The sequence below is a fragment of the Rouxiella silvae genome, from assembly GCF_002093625.1.
GTDB lineage: Bacteria > Pseudomonadota > Gammaproteobacteria > Enterobacterales > Enterobacteriaceae > Rouxiella > Rouxiella silvae.
In genome coordinates this window covers 20,443-36,081 of the sequence record NZ_MRWD01000028.1, presented here as the reverse complement: position 1 = coordinate 36,081, position 15,639 = coordinate 20,443, and the positions used below count along the sequence as shown (strand labels likewise).

General features: G+C 53.3%; 14 protein-coding genes. 10 read left to right on the top strand and 4 right to left on the bottom strand.

The genetic code is table 11. The features are described 5' to 3' along the window. Positions 1-191 precede the first annotated feature (191 nt). Genes BS639_RS12860 through BS639_RS12850 form a run of 3 tightly spaced genes read left to right on the top strand, consistent with a single transcriptional unit; the run spans position 192 to position 4,326 of the window. Positions 192-1,961: a glycerol-3-phosphate dehydrogenase/oxidase gene (locus BS639_RS12860; protein ID WP_084983257.1), complete on the top strand. Its 1,770-nt coding sequence runs from the start codon at positions 192-194 to the stop codon at positions 1,959-1,961. Beyond that, on the top strand, positions 1,945-2,784 hold the full coding sequence (locus tag BS639_RS12855) for a class I fructose-bisphosphate aldolase (RefSeq protein WP_055770809.1): 840 nt from the start codon (positions 1,945-1,947) through the stop codon (positions 2,782-2,784). The genes BS639_RS12860 and BS639_RS12855 overlap by 17 nt, the downstream gene beginning before the upstream one ends. Before the next feature lie 36 nt (positions 2,785-2,820). Next, positions 2,821-4,326 carry an FGGY-family carbohydrate kinase gene (locus tag BS639_RS12850; RefSeq protein WP_084983256.1) on the top strand — a complete coding sequence of 502 codons (1,506 nt, stop codon included), beginning with the start codon at positions 2,821-2,823 and terminating at the stop codon, positions 4,324-4,326. A 1-nt stretch (position 4,327) separates the two neighbouring features. Here BS639_RS12850 and BS639_RS12845 read toward each other — a convergent pair whose 3' ends face one another. Further along, complete coding sequence (locus BS639_RS12845) at positions 4,328-5,314, bottom strand: aldo/keto reductase (RefSeq protein ID WP_084983255.1); 987 nt, start codon at positions 5,312-5,314, stop codon at positions 4,328-4,330. A 204-nt stretch (positions 5,315-5,518) separates the two neighbouring features. Between BS639_RS12845 and BS639_RS25235 the strand changes: the two genes are divergently transcribed. The 5 genes from BS639_RS25235 (at position 5,519) to BS639_RS12825 (ending at position 9,705) form a co-directional block, all read left to right on the top strand. Continuing rightward, positions 5,519-5,620, top strand: coding sequence for a hypothetical protein (locus BS639_RS25235; protein ID WP_324187990.1), 102 nt, complete (start codon positions 5,519-5,521; stop codon positions 5,618-5,620). A gap of 39 nt (positions 5,621-5,659) precedes the next feature. Then, entirely contained in the window at positions 5,660-7,261 is a 1,602-nt protein-coding gene (locus BS639_RS12840) for a gamma-glutamyltransferase family protein (protein WP_084983254.1), read from the top strand. 131 nt (positions 7,262-7,392) lie between these two features. Continuing rightward, positions 7,393-8,298 (top strand): dihydrodipicolinate synthase family protein, encoded by a 906-nt coding sequence (locus BS639_RS12835; RefSeq protein ID WP_084983253.1) that lies wholly within the window; start codon positions 7,393-7,395, stop codon positions 8,296-8,298. A gap of 139 nt (positions 8,299-8,437) precedes the next feature. Beyond that, entirely contained in the window at positions 8,438-9,193 is a 756-nt protein-coding gene (gene fhuF / locus BS639_RS12830) for a siderophore-iron reductase FhuF (protein WP_084983252.1), read from the top strand. A gap of 137 nt (positions 9,194-9,330) precedes the next feature. Continuing rightward, positions 9,331-9,705 (top strand): hypothetical protein, encoded by a 375-nt coding sequence (locus tag BS639_RS12825; protein ID WP_084983251.1) that lies wholly within the window; start codon positions 9,331-9,333, stop codon positions 9,703-9,705. 121 nt (positions 9,706-9,826) lie between these two features. Here the strand turns inward: BS639_RS12825 and BS639_RS12820 are convergent, their stop codons facing one another. The 3 genes from BS639_RS12820 to BS639_RS12810 form a co-directional block, all read right to left on the bottom strand. Further along, the gene (locus tag BS639_RS12820) at positions 9,827-10,369 is read right to left on the bottom strand and encodes a hypothetical protein (protein ID WP_139804096.1); all 543 of its coding nucleotides are present in this window, start codon (positions 10,367-10,369) and stop codon (positions 9,827-9,829) included. 49 nt (positions 10,370-10,418) lie between these two features. Beyond that, positions 10,419-11,507, bottom strand: a complete 1,089-nt coding sequence (locus BS639_RS12815) for an iron-containing alcohol dehydrogenase family protein (RefSeq protein ID WP_084983249.1) — start codon at positions 11,505-11,507, stop codon at positions 10,419-10,421. A gap of 72 nt (positions 11,508-11,579) precedes the next feature. Next, a complete protein-coding gene (locus BS639_RS12810) occupies positions 11,580-12,995 on the bottom strand; it encodes a NarK family nitrate/nitrite MFS transporter (protein WP_084983248.1) in 1,416 nt (471 codons plus the stop codon). A gap of 147 nt (positions 12,996-13,142) precedes the next feature. On the opposite strand from BS639_RS12810, the gene narX reads away from it, so the two are divergent. Together narX and narL are read left to right on the top strand one after the other, a co-directional pair. Then, positions 13,143-14,975 carry a nitrate/nitrite two-component system sensor histidine kinase NarX gene (narX, locus tag BS639_RS12805; protein ID WP_084983247.1) on the top strand — a complete coding sequence of 611 codons (1,833 nt, stop codon included), beginning with the start codon at positions 13,143-13,145 and terminating at the stop codon, positions 14,973-14,975. Further along, positions 14,972-15,622, top strand: a complete 651-nt coding sequence (gene narL / locus BS639_RS12800; RefSeq protein ID WP_055770777.1) for a two-component system response regulator NarL — start codon at positions 14,972-14,974, stop codon at positions 15,620-15,622. The genes narX and narL overlap by 4 nt, the downstream gene beginning before the upstream one ends. Positions 15,623-15,639 lie beyond the last annotated feature (17 nt).

Here is a 15,639-nt window from a genome sequence, read left to right as displayed (position 1 = left end):
AGACCCTCCGTTCCCCCCTGACCTGGATCACACTCCAGAAAGTATTACAAAAGTTTTGTTGCCCCTCAGCGTCCACCTCTCCTATACCTCTTAATGAACTCTATTCCTGAATTTATTATTTATTTTTACCTCGTTAAGGATTAGCGCGCTGAGTCTGACGTTGCCGAAAACGGCAGTAAAAGGAGGTCAACATGTTCAGTCAGGTAGAGAACTGCGGCGAAATTCGCGCGGCGAAAATCATTAAAATACAGCAAATGACCGCTACGCCTGTGGTTATTGTCGGCGGGGGTATCAACGGCATCAGCACCTTCCGCGAGCTGGCTCTGCAGGGCATTCCTGTGGTTATGGTAGAACAAGGAGACTGGTGTCAGGCCGCCAGCGGCGCGCTTTCACGGATGATTCACGGCGGGCTACGCTATCTCGAAACCGGTGAATTTTCGCTGGTCAAAGAGTCGGTTCAAGAGCGCGATAGACTACTGAAAAATGCACCACACTACGTTCATCCCCTGCGCACAACGGTGCCAATCGACAGCTGGAGCGGCGGGCTAATTAATGCGGGAAAACGCTTTTTACGTCTTAGCGAACGCCCCGCACGCCGCGGCGCATTAATCATTAAGACCGGCCTGTCGATGTATGACCTCTACACCCGTCAACACGGCTCAATGCCCCGCCACCAACTCAATAGCCAACGCGCTACCAAGCAGCGCTGGCCAGACTTTGCCGGTTGGGTAAAATGCAGTGCTACGTATTATGACGCTTGGATAAGTCAGCCCGAGAGATTGGGAATTGAGCTGGTTAACGACGCTGAGCAGGCTAATCCGCAGGCTCTGGCTTTAAATTATGTGAAACTTATCGCCAGCGATGGCGAAACCATAACCCTGCAAGACACCCTCAGCGGGCAGCCGTTTACGCTACACCCTCACGTGGTGGTCAATGCGACAGGTGCTTGGATAGACAGACTGAATAGCACGCTGATACCGGGCAGGTCGGCCAAAAAACTGATTGGCGGTACTAAAGGGTCGCACTTAATAGTCCGGCATCCCCGGCTGCTGGCGGCCCTCAACGGTGAAATGGTTTACTACGAAAATCAGGAAGGACGGGTTTGCATCATGTTTCCGTGGTTTGGCAACGTGCTAGTTGGCTCGACCGATATCCGCATTGATAATCCTGACGACGTCATTTGCGAGGCCGACGAGCAGCGCTACATCCTCGAATCACTGAAGTTTATCTTTCCGCAGTTTTCGATTAACGACAGCGACGTACTGTATACCTTCAGCGGCGTGCGTCCCCTGCCCGCCAGCGACAGCACGCTAAATGGCCGTATCTCGCGCAATCACTCTCTGATTCTACTGCCGCCAGAAGCCGGTCGCGACTATTCTACCCTGTGTCTGGTGGGCGGAAAGTGGACCACGTTTCGCCGATTTGGCGAGCAGGCGGCAGATAAAGTGTTAAACCTGCTTGGCGAAAAACGCCGAGTGAACACTGAAGATCTGGCTATCGGCGGCGGAAAAAATTACCCCGCCGATGAAAAAATGGCTGATTGGGTACAGCGTATTAGCCAGCAGACCGGCCTGGGGAATGCGCGCATCAGTCAACTACTTACCCGTTACGGTACAGCCGCCGCCGACATTGCCGCGTTTATGACGCTTGACGCTGACAGTCCACTCGAACACTTCCCTGAGTACAGCCGCAACGAGCTGCGTTATCTCATTCAGCATGAGCAGGTACAAACGCTCGAAGACCTGCTGGTGCGCCGAACGCCGATGGCGATTGGCGGACAACTTACCCAAGCGCGCGTGTCGGAAGTGGGTAAATTATTGGCTGCCGAACTTGGCTGGGACTCGGCGAGCAGCGCCCAACATCTGCAAACAACGCTTTCACGCCTTGCCAGCCTTCACGGGCTGACCGGGCTTTACCCTACGCATCTCAATGAGGGCCCTCTTCATGTCAGCAACGAATAAGGTCAGACTTAACCGTTTATTTACTAACGGAAAGTGTCTGGATGTCGCTATCGACCACGGCATTGCCAACGAGCCAGACTTTCTGATTGGGTTGGAGGACATCAGCAGCGTGATGACCAGCCTGATTGCCGCACAGCCGGATGCCATTCAGGTCAACTACGGGCAAGCAGATTTATTGCAGTATGCGGCACAGAAAAAACCGGCACTGGTCATGCGCACAGACGTAGGCAATGCCTATAACGCCGCCCGCCACCGCGAAATGTGGGCAGTATTGCACAATCCCGATGCGCCTATTCTCGCCGCCCTACAAATGGATGCCGCCGCCGTGGTCGTGAACCTGTACATGATCCCCGACGAACCCGGCATTTTCCGCCAGTGTGTCGAAAACATTGGTCGCCTGCGCCACGCCTGTGAAAAATACGCCATGCCGCTGATGGTTGAACCCTTGGTCATGGCCCCCGCCGGCCAGGGTGCCGCCTATGGATCGCTCGGCGACGTCAGCAGAATTGTGCCATTGGTGAGACTGGCGCGCGAATTAGGGGCCGACATTATCAAGGCCGACCCGACCGAAAACGTTGAAGATTTTCATCTCGTGGTCGAGGCGGCACGCTGCCCGACGCTGGTACGCGGCGGTGGTAAAGGCGAGCTTTCTGCCGTGCTGGACAAGACTGCCGCGCTCATGGCGCAGGGTGCGTCGGGCATGGTCTATGGTCGCAACGTGTATCAGCACAGCAATCCTTCTCAGGTGGTCAAGGCGCTGATGGCAATCATTCATCAGGGTGCAAGCGGGGCCGACGCGCTGGAAATTTATCAGCGCTACTGAAAAGATTGCCCCTCGTTATTGTCGTGGAGTTACGCTATGAGTCAGTGTCTGTTAGGGATCGACGCCGGAAATACCATGATAAAAGCAGTGCTGTTTGACCTGCAAGGCAAGGTGCTTTCTGTCGCTGAATGTGCAGGCGAAACCCACCAGCCGCAGCCGGGTTTCGCCGAGCGCCCCCTCGAGGACATTTATCACGGCGTAACGCGTGCTATTCGCGACTGCCTGGCTCAGGCAGCGCAGCTTAATTTGCAGGTGATTGCCGTCGGTGCTGCCGGTCACGGAAACGGACTTTATGCGCTCGACAAACAGCGTAGGCCGCTGCTGGGGATCCAGTCTATCGACCATCGCGCCGCTACCCGCGTACACGAGCTGGAAATTGACGGCGGCGACCGCGCTATCTATCAGCGCTCTTTGCAAAAACCTTGGCCTGCCGCCACGCCAATCCTCCTAAGCTGGCTCAAACGCCATCAGCTCGACGTATATCGCCAATTGGGACACGTGCTGTTTGCCAAGGACGTTATCGTCCATTTTCTCAGCGGTGAAATCTCTGGCGACTATTCGGACGCCGCCGGAGCTGGCCTGCTTTATTACGCCAATAGAAATTATGACTCCGAGCTGATGGCGCTGTATGACATCGCCGATGCCCTGCCTTTACTGCCGCCGCTGCATGAATCCTGTGAGGTGGTCGGTACCGTGACCCAAAAAGCCGCCGCGCTAACCGGACTGCTCGCGGGAACGCCAATAGTGGCCGGGATTTTCGACGTTGTTGCCAGCGCCGTCGGTTCCGGCGTAGTCAATACTGGCGAGGCCTCCATTGTGGCGGGAACCTGGAGCATTAATCAGGTGGTGGTTGATAAACCGGACTATTTACGGCCAGTCTTTATGAATTCGGTCATTGAATGCGACCGCTATATGGCAATTGAAGCCAGCGCCACCTCGGCGGCCAATCTTGACTGGTTCCTGCGCGAGTTTGACGACGGTCGCGCGGGACAGGGTGCCACGCGCAGCAGTGACATTGTCGCCAGCGTAACACCCAATAATCAGTTACCTATCTATCACCCTTATCTTTACTCGAGTCGCAAAGCAGGGCCTGCCAAGGCCGGTTTCTATGGTCTCGGCGGATGGCACACCCGCGCTGATATGCTCTATGCGTTGTTTGAAGGGGTCATCTTTGCCCATCGCGCGCACATCGACAGGCTGCGCGCGGCGGGCATAGCGTTTGAACAGGCGACACTCTCCGGCGGCGCAGCGCGCAGCAGCATCTGGCCGCAGATGTTTGCCGACGTACTGGGCATTCCAATACGCGTAACCCGCTGCAAAGAGACCGGTGCCCTAGGCGCCGCAATTTGTGCTGGGGTGGGCGTGGGGATTTGGTCGAATTTGTCGACAGGCGTGGCACAGGTCGTCACCGTCAGCCCGCAGCCGCTTCTGCCCAGAGCCGAACTGTTGGCGTTTCACGAACCGCGCTATCGGCTATTTAAAAAACTCGAGACGGTAATGAGCGACATTTGGCAGGCAGAAGAAAACGCTGACCGAACCTAAGCTAATCGTGCTCAGCAACATTGTGCGGAATATAGGGCGCTTCAAGGGTGTGTATTTCTTCAACTGTTAGAACCAAATTACTCGCGGCGGCGGCATCATCCAGATGTGTGAAGCGGGTAGCGCCAATGACCGGTGCTATCACTGATTTGTGGTGATACAACCAGGCCAAGGCTATCTGTGCCTGGGGTACGCCGCGCTCAGCAGCAACATACGATACCGCATCAATGACCCGTCTGTCGGCTTCAGCAGTCGCTGCATAAAGTTTGCTGGCAAACTTATCGTGCCCTGCGCGTGGGCTGTTGGTAGGCTGTTGCCAAGGACGTGCAAGCAGACCACGTGCCAGGGGGCTCCAAGGCGTCACGCCAATCCCTTCACTTTCGCACAACCCCAACATTTCCCGTTCTTCCTCGCGATACAGCAAGTTAAGATGGTTTTGCATAGAGATGAAGCGCGTCCAGCGATTGTATTTTGCCACCTGCAGTGCCTTCGAAAATTGCCAGGCAAACATGGATGAAGCGCCGAGATAACGCACTTTCCCTGCTTTTACCAAATCATGCAGTGCCTCCAACGTCTCTTCCAACGGCGTGTCGTAGTCCCAGCGGTGGATCTGATAGAGATCGATATAATCCGTTCCCAAACGACGCAAGCTTGCATCGCATTCGGTCATAATTGCCTTGCGCGACAAGCCTTTACTATTAGGACCGCTGCGAATAGGGTTATACAGCTTAGTGGCGATAACCACGTTGTCGCGATTGGCATAGTCTTTCAGTGCACGCCCGAGGATCTCCTCGCTGGCCCCATTGGAATAGGAGTTGGCGGTATCAAAGAAGTTAATTCCTAGCTCCAGCGCTTTGCGAATAAACGGGCGACTCTCTGCCTCATCAAGCGACCACGTATATCCACTGGCCTCTTTAGGCGCGTAGGTCAAGCATCCCAAACAGACGGCTGACACCTCTAAACCTGAATGACCTAACTTCAACGTTCTCATCTGCATCTCATTCTTTTATGAGTCATTATAGGGCAACGTGCCGATTCTTAAATTTAATTTATACAACACGGCCATCGATCACAAGACGTACCGGCAAGGTGCATGTTCTGGCGAGTAGCCAGGTACGTTTCGACATTTATCTCCGTCATCATAGGTTCATTATTGAATCTGTAGCTGCTCTTGGATTAGACCCTTAGCAAATTTTTGTCGAACAAAAGCGCGGTGATAGCTGTACAGATTGTGATAGCGTTTGATCTGCTAGCAATTCTTGCTCCGTGGATGCCGTGCTGCGTCGCCTTGCCGTGAATATCACCCTAAAACAGGTTCTCTATTGCAGGAGTCATGATGTCTCAGTCTTACGATTTTAATGTCGCTTACCCTACGCTGCGCCCAAGCATGATGGGTGCCAATGCTGTGTCTGCCTCGCAGCCTCTGGCCGCTCAGGCAGGAATGCGTATGCTGATGCTCGGCGGAAACGCCGTGGATGCCGCCGTGGCCACTGCGATGGCGCTGACCGTGGTTGAACCGAGCGGCTGCGGCGTGGGCAGTGATGCGTTTGCTATCGTTTGGGACGGCAAGGAGATGCACGCCCTGAATGCCTCTGGCCGCTCACCCGCTGCCTGGACTGCCGAATATTTCGCCGACCAAGACGCCGTGCCGACATACGGTTGGAATTCGGTTAGCGTCCCCGGCGCTGTGTCGGCCTGGGTCGAGCTGGCGAAAAAATTCGGCACGCTGCCGCTGACTACGCTGGCTCAACCGGCTATAGACTACGCGCGTCACGGTTTTCCGGTATCACCGCTGATCGCCCGCCTGTGGAAAATAGCGGCCAAAAAGCTTGCCGACCAACCCGGCTTTAGCGAATGTTTTATCCCCAATGGCGCTGCGCCCGAAATTGGCGAAATATTTCGTAATCCGGCGCTGGCCGACACGCTGGAGCTGATTGCCAAAACCGAAGGTGAGGCTTTTTATCGCGGCGAGCTGGCAGAAAAAATGATTGATCATTGCCGCGAATTTGGCGGTGTCATGACCCTTGACGACCTGGCAAATCATAAAGTTGACTGGGTGGAGACCATGACCCAATCCTTCGCCGGGGGCACCGTGCACGAACTGCCGCCCAACGGGCAGGGCATCGCCACGCTAATTGCGCTGGGTATCTTAGAGAAATTGGATTTTGGCACGCAGCCCGTAGACTCGGTGCAGACACTGCACTTGTCGATTGAGGCGATGAAACTGGCATTGGCCGACCTCGACCAGCACATTGCCGACGTTGACCACATGCATTTCAGCCCCGAACAGCTGCTCAGTGACGAATATTTGCAACAGCGGGCCAGCCTGATTGATCCCCTGCGTGCCAGCGACGTCACGTACGGTTCACCGAAGCCCGGCGGCACAGTGTATCTCACCACCGCCGACGCCAGCGGCATGATGGTGTCGTTTATTCAGTCGAATTATATGGGCTTTGGCTCCGGCATTGTGGTGCCAGGGACCGGTATCAGTATGCAGAATCGCGGCTGCGGCTTTGTGCTAGATCCTACGCACGCCAACTGCGTTGCCCCGAACAAGCGCCCGTTTACCACTATTATTCCAGCCTTTTCCACCGACGGTGACGGCAAGCCGCTGATGTCATTTGGCCTGATGGGCGGCCCAATGCAGGCTCAGGGGCATTTGCAGTTGGCTATCCGCATTATGCTTTATGGGCAAAATCCGCAGGCGGCTATCGATGCTCCGCGCTGGCGGGTGATTGAGGGCCGTAAGGTCGCCATTGAATCGACTCTGGATATCAACACGTTGGCGGCGCTGCGGGCTATGGGCCATGAACTGCTGGTTGAGGATCCACTTCAGGGCCACAGCTTTGGCGGCGCGCAGGTTATCGTTCGTCATCCCGAGGGCCATTATCTGGCCGCCACTGAGTCACGTAAAGATGGGCAAGCACTGGTGATGTAACCTTCAATATGTGACTGTGATTCAATTTTCTCGCTTAAGGCGCGGTAATTTCCCCCAGGCTATATATAAAAATGAAACATCGTTCTATAAATGAATGATGTTTCTTTTAATTGATAGGCATGGAGAAAATAATGACAACTCCCCTGTTTCACGGCGTGATCCCACCCGTTCCTACCCTCTTTGATAACAAAGAACGGCTCGACAAAGAAGCGATGAAACGCCTGATTGATTTCACAATCGCTGGCGGCGTCAATGGGCTATTTTTTCTGGGCAGCGCCGGTGAATTTGCGCATATGTCCGAGGCACTACGCCATGAAGTTGCCACGTTTTGCACCGCGTACGTCAACAAACGCGTGCCGGTATTGATAGGCGCAGCGCATCCGGGCACCGAGGCAACGCTTGCCTTTGCCCAGCATGCCAAGAATGCCGGTGCCGACGGCGTGGTGGTGGTCAATCCCTATTACAACCCGCTGTCGGATGAAAACATTTATCTGCACTACAGCTATTTGGCCGAAAACCTCGACCTGCCGATAGTGATTTATAACTTCCCCGCGCTCACAGGGCAGTCTATCCCGGTGGCGGTTATCAAAAAACTGGCACAAAAATATCACAACATCGTAGGACTCAAAGACACTGTCGACAGCCTTAATCACCTCCGCGAGACGATTCAGGCAGTGTTACCGGTGAGAGCGGATTTTGCAGTATTCGCCGGCTATGACGAATACCTCTTTGGTACGCTGATTCTGGGCGGTGCGGGTGCTATTCCTGCCAGCGCCAATTTTGCACCACAAATTACCTGCGGAATATACCAGGCATGGCGTGACAAGGATTTCAGCAAGGCGGTTGAACTCCAACAACGCCTTTCATGGTTGCCGCCACTGTACGCAGTAGATACCCCGTTTTATAACGTCATAAAATATGCCATCAGTCTGGTTGGCGTTGAGGTGCAGGTGAACGCTTTGCGCCCCGCCCAGCCGTTAAGTGATGACAAAAAGGCGCAGATAAGACACATCTTGCAGCAGGCAAAGCTGCTTTAGCCCTGCACAATTATTAAGCGTAAAATAGCCATTAATGCCAATACAAATAGAAATCATTATTATTTCTGTTGGGATTTAGATACTCTTCTGTATCTATGATTTATCTCTAACGTATTGGCTGATTCTATTAAACCTGACTATGCAGACACTTTTCGATAGCTTTCGTGGCGGCCCGCTGCCTTGGGTTGCGGATCAGTTGAAGTTTATGTCTCCCGACGTAACGGATGCATTTCCTTTAAGCCTGCTGACGACCGAGCAGGGCTGTGCCAGTTTGCTTGAGCGCTATTTATCATTTCACGCCGAAGATGCCGCTCACACGGACAAACGCCGTGCGCGTATTTCGATGTGGTCGCAGTGGTACTTTGCCTACCTGCTGCCCACTTGGGTGATCGTGTCGCTAACCCACAACTGGCAACTGCCTATCCGTCCCGAGCGGCTGTTTTTAAGTCTGCAGCAGGAAGGCCTGCCCTCGCAGATTTATCTGCGGGGTGAAGGAACAGCGTTTACCCCGAGCGTTGAGGCGCCACTGCTGCGTTTCGAAGAGATGATTGAACAACACCTGCGTCCCGTTTGTCAGGCGATGGCTGACCTCTCGGGGCTAAAGCCCAGCATTTACTGGGGTAATGCGGCGGTTCGCGTGGGCTGGGGAATACAGCAGGCTGAGTTGGTTAAGGCCGATGTTAGCGAAGGCAAAGCGTTACTGGATGCAAGAGAACTTTCGGCAGGAAGAAAAAATCCGCTGTTTCAGCCACTGCGCCCTGAAAATCCGCACGACCCTGAAAGTCCGCTTTTTCGCCGCCAGTGCTGTCTGCGCCACGAATTACCGGACATTGCCATGTGCCCGTCCTGCCCGCTGCTGCTAGCCGAAAAACGCCGCCGAATCCCCACTGCATAAGCGATTAGCAGGCAATTTATCGCCCGATACCTTCTGTTTGGCTTAACTTAGTTGAAAAAATGATTGGATCTTAGCGACAGAAAAATATAGTAATTAGGTTATATATAGACCAACGAGACTGTCACGAGGTAACAATTATGACAACACGTAAGCCTGACGATCGCTCTGCCTGGTACTCAACCTCCGCGTTGAAGACCAATTTAAGCGATCTGAACTCGCTGGCCTCAGGCGTGCTCAGCACTCTGTCGCAACCTGTCAATCTGGTATGGAACCACATCACCGGCAAGCAAGAGCCACTCAGAGCCAAAATTGTTCATCGCTATGCGGTGCCCTCTTCGCGCACCATCAGCGTTGCAGAGGGCTTTTTCGGGTTTATTCCGATCGAGTCTTATGAAAACGAAAAATACATTTTGGAAGTGGCCTATGGTGACCAGCAGTATCAGGTCGAAGTTCCGCGCGCTTACTACCAAAATAGCAGCATTGGCGACGGCATTGATATCCATACGCTGTAGCGTTAACCACAACGCCTTGCGCGCCAGGGATTGGCGGCAAAATCTTTTCAGGCATGTCGGTTATCAACCTGCTTAAAAAACTGTTTACTAATTGGAATATTACGGGCAAAGTTTTTATCCGTTAGTGATCATTATGAAACATATTCATATTATTAGGATTTCTGGCTATTTCTAACGCATGTCTCATGTGCGCTTCACGACTCCCCGAATAACCTCGGCCAAGCCCCAAGTCAAGTCTAAACCAGCCCGCGACGCCACCGGTCAGCGCCAGTGCGCCAATAGTGCCGACGAGCAGCACTTTAGACAATGCGACTCTTGATTGAGCCTGGGGTACCTGCTCTATCTTTGATTCATCTTCTATCGTAAGGACCGCATCCTTTATCCCCTGCTGTTGGTTGCTGGCGCGAATTTCACCCATTGTCGAGGTGATGTTTTCAGAAGCGGGAGGCGGAAAGCTAAATGTCTTCATCTCTAAATTATTGTTGTTAATATCTACGATTGCCTCTGACGCCACTGAAATTGCAGTCGTGTTGTTTAATGCTGCTTTGCTGTAAAAACAGCTAGGCACTCCCAGTGTTACGTCCATGATATTCGGCATAAATTTCTCCATAAAAATGAAAAAAGAGTACGCCGTACCAATAGGTTCAACATTGATATTGATCATTAATAAATATCACAAAACGAGCATTCTGAAGGTAAGAAAAGACCGGGGATTATGTTTTTATATAACTGAGTCGTTGAACACGCTGAATCGCTTCCTGCATCTGTTGCTGGGTGATTTCTGTCGGCATATTCGCCATATCGGGCGCACGTAAACTTCTTTCGATGATGAGATTAATATCCGCATGGTTAAGATCTGAATTAATTTCGTTTAGATGTACCGGAATAGCGCTGGCGCGTGCGAGAGACAGTGCTGCCAGCAGTTCTTCATCACTGCGGTTTTCAAGCGCCAATAAACAGAGATTACCGAATCCCACCAGCAGACCGTGGGCGACGTGGCGCGTTTTATCACAGGCGGTAAATCCGTCGTACAGCGCGTGAGCCGCCCCAGTGTGCGCGCCGTTGCTCATTATTGACGTGAGACCGGCGTAAAGAAAAATAGCATCGAGCACCTGCTCCAGAGCAAGGTTGGCTTGCCCCTGACGGATAGCCTGACAGGCATCGGCGGCATAGTGTTTTATCAGCGTGAAACAGAGTTCGCTGTTGATGCGCGCAACGCCTGAAAGTCCCGATAGCGTATTCATATCACTAATGGCTCGATACTCATACCACTTGGCGAGGGTATCGCCGAGTCCTGCGGACAACCAATGCAGCGGCGAAGTCGCCAGCAAATCGGCGTCAATCACCACGGCGGCAGGCCCGTAGGCCAAAGGGAACATATCGCGAAACTGGCCGTTTTGATGATAGCGAAAAGCCAAGGGAGTGATCGCAGAACAGGTTCCGGCAATGCTGGGTAAGGTGACAACCGGAATATTGCACAACACGCCAGCGGCTTTTGCCGTATCAAGCGCCCTGCCGCCGCCGGTGGCAATCACGACTTCGACGCCCTGACGTTTAAGCCTGTCGGCTAGCTGTTTAATTTCCTCTTCACAGCAGGTGCCGCCAAGCGTGTCGTGGCCTAGATAACTGACCATTTGCTGGTCTAGCTGATCGGCCACTTTCTCCTCGACGCTGGCAATACCGCGTGCGCCGCCTACCAACAGCGCACGCTGTCCGAGGCGGCCACACACGGCACCAAGATGGTTGATAGCACCGCGGCCGCGCAGCACGCTGGCAGGAAATACGAGTCGATGAGTAAACATACTGCTCCGAAAGGAGAAATAACCATTAAAACAGTATGGAGGATGAATACTAAATTTGCCGCCAATGGCGGGTTATTTACGCTTCTCAGCCCCTAATTTCGCACTTTTACGTCCATAGACGCAGAACGTCACCGCCGCGCAGACCAGATAAAACAGCAAAAATACTTTCATTGCCCCAGCCGGCGACCCCGTCATCGCCAGTGACATACCAAATGCCTGCGGAATGAAAAATCCGCCGATCGCGCCGATGGATGAAATAAAGCCCAACGCGGCGGCGGTGTCAGTAACGGCTGCCTGCTGTGCCTGTTCAGGGCTTTTACCCTGCGCAATTGCACGATCGGCGGTAGTTTTACGGAATATTATCGCGATCATCTGGTAGGTGGATCCACTGCCCAACCCCGCCGTCAGGAACAGTGCCATAAACAGGGCAAAGAAAGCGATAAAATTGCCGCCCTGCCCGTTAACCGGCAGCGTAAGGAATAGCAGCGCTGCAAAAAGGGCCATCATCAAGTAATTAACCAGCGTCACTTTTACGCCACCCAGTTTGTCAGACAGCATGCCGCCGAACGAGCGGGCCAGCGCGCCAAAGAACGGGCCAAAGAACGCGTAGTGCATGATTTCTACGTCGGGGAACTGAGTCTTGGTCAGGACGGCAAAACCGGCAGAGAAGCCAATGAACGAGCCAAAGGCCGCCAAATACAGCATGCTCATCACCCACAGATGACCCCGTTTCAACACCGGCAGCTGTTGGCGGATTGACGCCTTGGATGAGGCGATATCATTCATGCCAAACCAGGCGGCCAGCGTTGCCAGCATCAAAAATGGCACCCAGATCCACGCGGCATTTTGTAGCCACAGTATACTGCCGTTGGCCAGCTCTTTGCCCTGTGTGCCAAAGAAGCCAAAAATTGCCACCGAAACCGCTAACGGCGCCACCAGCTGCATCACGCTTACGCCAAGATTCCCCAGGCCACCGTTAATGCCAAGTGCCGCACCCTGATGCGATTTTGGGTAGAAAAAGCTGATGTTCGACATGCTCGATGCAAAGTTGGCACCGCCAAAACCGCAGAGCAAGGCAATAATAAGGAAGGTGGAATAGGCGGTCGAGGTGTTCTGAACCGCGAAGCCTAGCCAAAGGCACGGCAGCAGCAAAAATAGTGTACTGATAGCGGTCCAGCGGCGTCCGCCAAACAGTGGCGTCATAAAGGAATAAGGGACACGCAGTATTGCACCTGAAACTGAAGGAATAGCCGTCAGCATAAACAGTTGTTCCGTGGTGAACGCAAAGCCGACTTTATTCAGATTAACCGCCACGGCGCTGAACAGCATCCACACGCAAAATCCCAGCAATAGACAGGGAACCGAGATCCATAAATTACGGCGGGCGATGCGATGCCCTTTGGCATTCCAAAAGTCACGGTCTTCTGGACGCCAGTCTTTTAACACGCGGGGCGTTTTTTCATTGCGCAATGATGTACCGTCAGTCATACCTACCTCACCAGGTTAATTCAGTCTAATTGAGGTGCACCTTAGGCAGTGGGCACGGCCTGAGTGTTGATATGCGTCAACCTCGGCGCGACTAACGGCCTGAGTAATACTTTATGGGTATAGGGTTCCGCCGTAAGATGGTGAAAAATGCGCCCAGCCCGACTTCCCGGGGAGGAGAGTACGATTAAATCTGCACTGGCCCGACTTTCACTGGTTAAACAAATTATCCTGCTGATGCTGCTTTTAGGGCTGCTGGGCGTCACAGGCATGAGCGTCGCTTCATGGATGGCACAAAGCATTCAGGGGAATGCCCACGCCATTAACAAGGCTGGGTCGCTGCGCATGCAGAGCTACCGACTGCTGGCGACGCTGCCGTTAACCTCAAAGGACGATGCCTATTTACGCCAGATTGAAGCCGACCAGAACAGCATCGAGTTGTCTAACGCGGTAACCCGCGAAGGATTGAAAACGCAGTATGCGGCGATACTTGATTACTGGCAGCGGTCGTTAAAACCCGAGCTGGAGAAGTCCAGCAGGCCACAGCAGGCTAAGCCCGAAGTCGCCGAGTTTGTTAGCCAGCTCGACACGCTGGTTGCGGCGCTTGACCAAAAAACTGAACATCATCTGATGCTGATAACGCTGGTTCAGGCGGCAGGTATTGCACTCACACTTATTTTTTTGCTACTCACTCTCTATTTTCTACGACTTCGTTTGCAGAAACCTTGGCAGCAACTGCTGACTCAGGCCAATGCGGTCACCCAGGGTGACTTTACCCAACGCTATCTTCACGGCGAAGTGCATACCAATACGGCAAAAAATGAAATGGACTTACTGGGCGAGGCGCTCGACAGCATGTCGGCGGCGCTGGCAGAAATGGTCGACAGTCTGGCGCAGCGGGTCGAAGAGAAAACCCGCAGCCTGCTGCAAAAAAATCAGATACTGGATTTCCTTTATCGCGTCAGTCGACAGTTGCACACCAGCCAATCGCTTGAGAAAAAGCTGCCGCAGGTGTTGCAAGAGCTGCAAAATTTGACCCCGCTGCGGGCTATTCAACTGCGCCTTTATGACAACAACAGCGCAGAATTTTTTCACGAAATTGACAGTCAGAAATCACCATCACCGCGGCTGGCTTGGGGAGAGGCCGAGGCATTTCCCGAGCTTGAAGAGTCCGCCTCGCTGAACTGGCGGTTGCGTGACGGCGATGAAAATTATGGGCTGCTGTTAGCAACATTACCGCACGGACAGGTGCTAACGCACGACCAGCAGCAGCTGATCGGCACCCTGCTGGAGCAGTTGGCTAGCGCATTGACGCTGGACCGGCAAACTGACAATCATCAGCAGTTGATGCTGATGGAAGAACGGTCGACCATCGCCCGCGAACTGCATGACTCATTGGCGCAGTCTCTCTCATGCCTGAAAATTCAGGTTGCCTGTTTGCAAATGAAAAGCCCGTCACCGAATGAAGAAAATACTCTTTTAATCAAGCAAATGCGCGAAGAATTAAACACCGCCTACAGTCAGCTGCGTGAGCTATTGACCACCTTCCGGCTCAAGCTCACCGCGCCCGGGCTGCGCTCGGCGTTGCAGCATACGGTGGATGAGTTTACAACACGTCTGGGGCTGCAGGTCACATTTGACTATCAGTTACCGCCGCGTCTGATCCCCGCTAATCAGGGCGTGCACTTGCTGCACATTGCGCGGGAAGCGCTGAATAATATCTATAAGCACGCCGCGGCGACCCAAGTTTCACTCAGTCTGAACCATGAAAACGGTCAAGTTACGATGCAAATTGCCGATAACGGCAGCGGACTTCCCGCTGAAGCGCTGCGTCAAAATCACTATGGATTAATGATAATGCGGGACAGAGCCAGTAGTTTACAAGGCGAGTGCCAAGTCACTTCGCGCGACGGCGGCGGCACCTTGGTTAGAGTAAAATTTTGCCCTGACTCCTCTCCCTTTACCCACAAGGAGCACCTATGAGTGACCTCAACCCTTCCACCATCCTGTTGATTGATGACCATCCCATGTTGCGAAACGGCGTCAAACAGCTTATCGCGCTGGACTCGATGCTACAGGTTATTGGCGAAGCCAGCGGTGGCGAACAGGGCGTAGAATTGGCAAAACGGCTCGATCCGGACCTGATTTTACTGGATTTGAATATGCCGGGCATGAACGGCCTCGATACGCTGGATAAAATGCGTGAAATTGACTTATCCGGGCGGATTGTGGTGTTCAGTGTTTCCAATAATGAAGATGACGTCGTCACGGCGCTTAAACGCGGGGCCGACGGCTATTTGCTTAAAGACATGGAGCCTGAGGATTTACTGATTGCGCTGCGTCATGCGGCTTCGGGCAAGATGGTCTTGAGTGAAACACTGACCCCAGTGTTGGCCGCCAGCCTGCGCGAAAGCCGCCCAAGCACCAACCGCGATATCCAGTGTCTGACGCCGCGCGAGCGCGACATCATAAAGCTTATCGCCGAGGGCTTACCAAACAAAATGATCGCCCGTCGGCTTAACATTACTGAAAGCACGGTCAAGGTTCACGTTAAGCATCTGCTGAAAAAAATGAAGCTTAAATCTCGCGTCGAAGCCGCGGTGTGGGTTCTGCAAAGCAGTCACATTTAAGGCAATATCACAAAAAA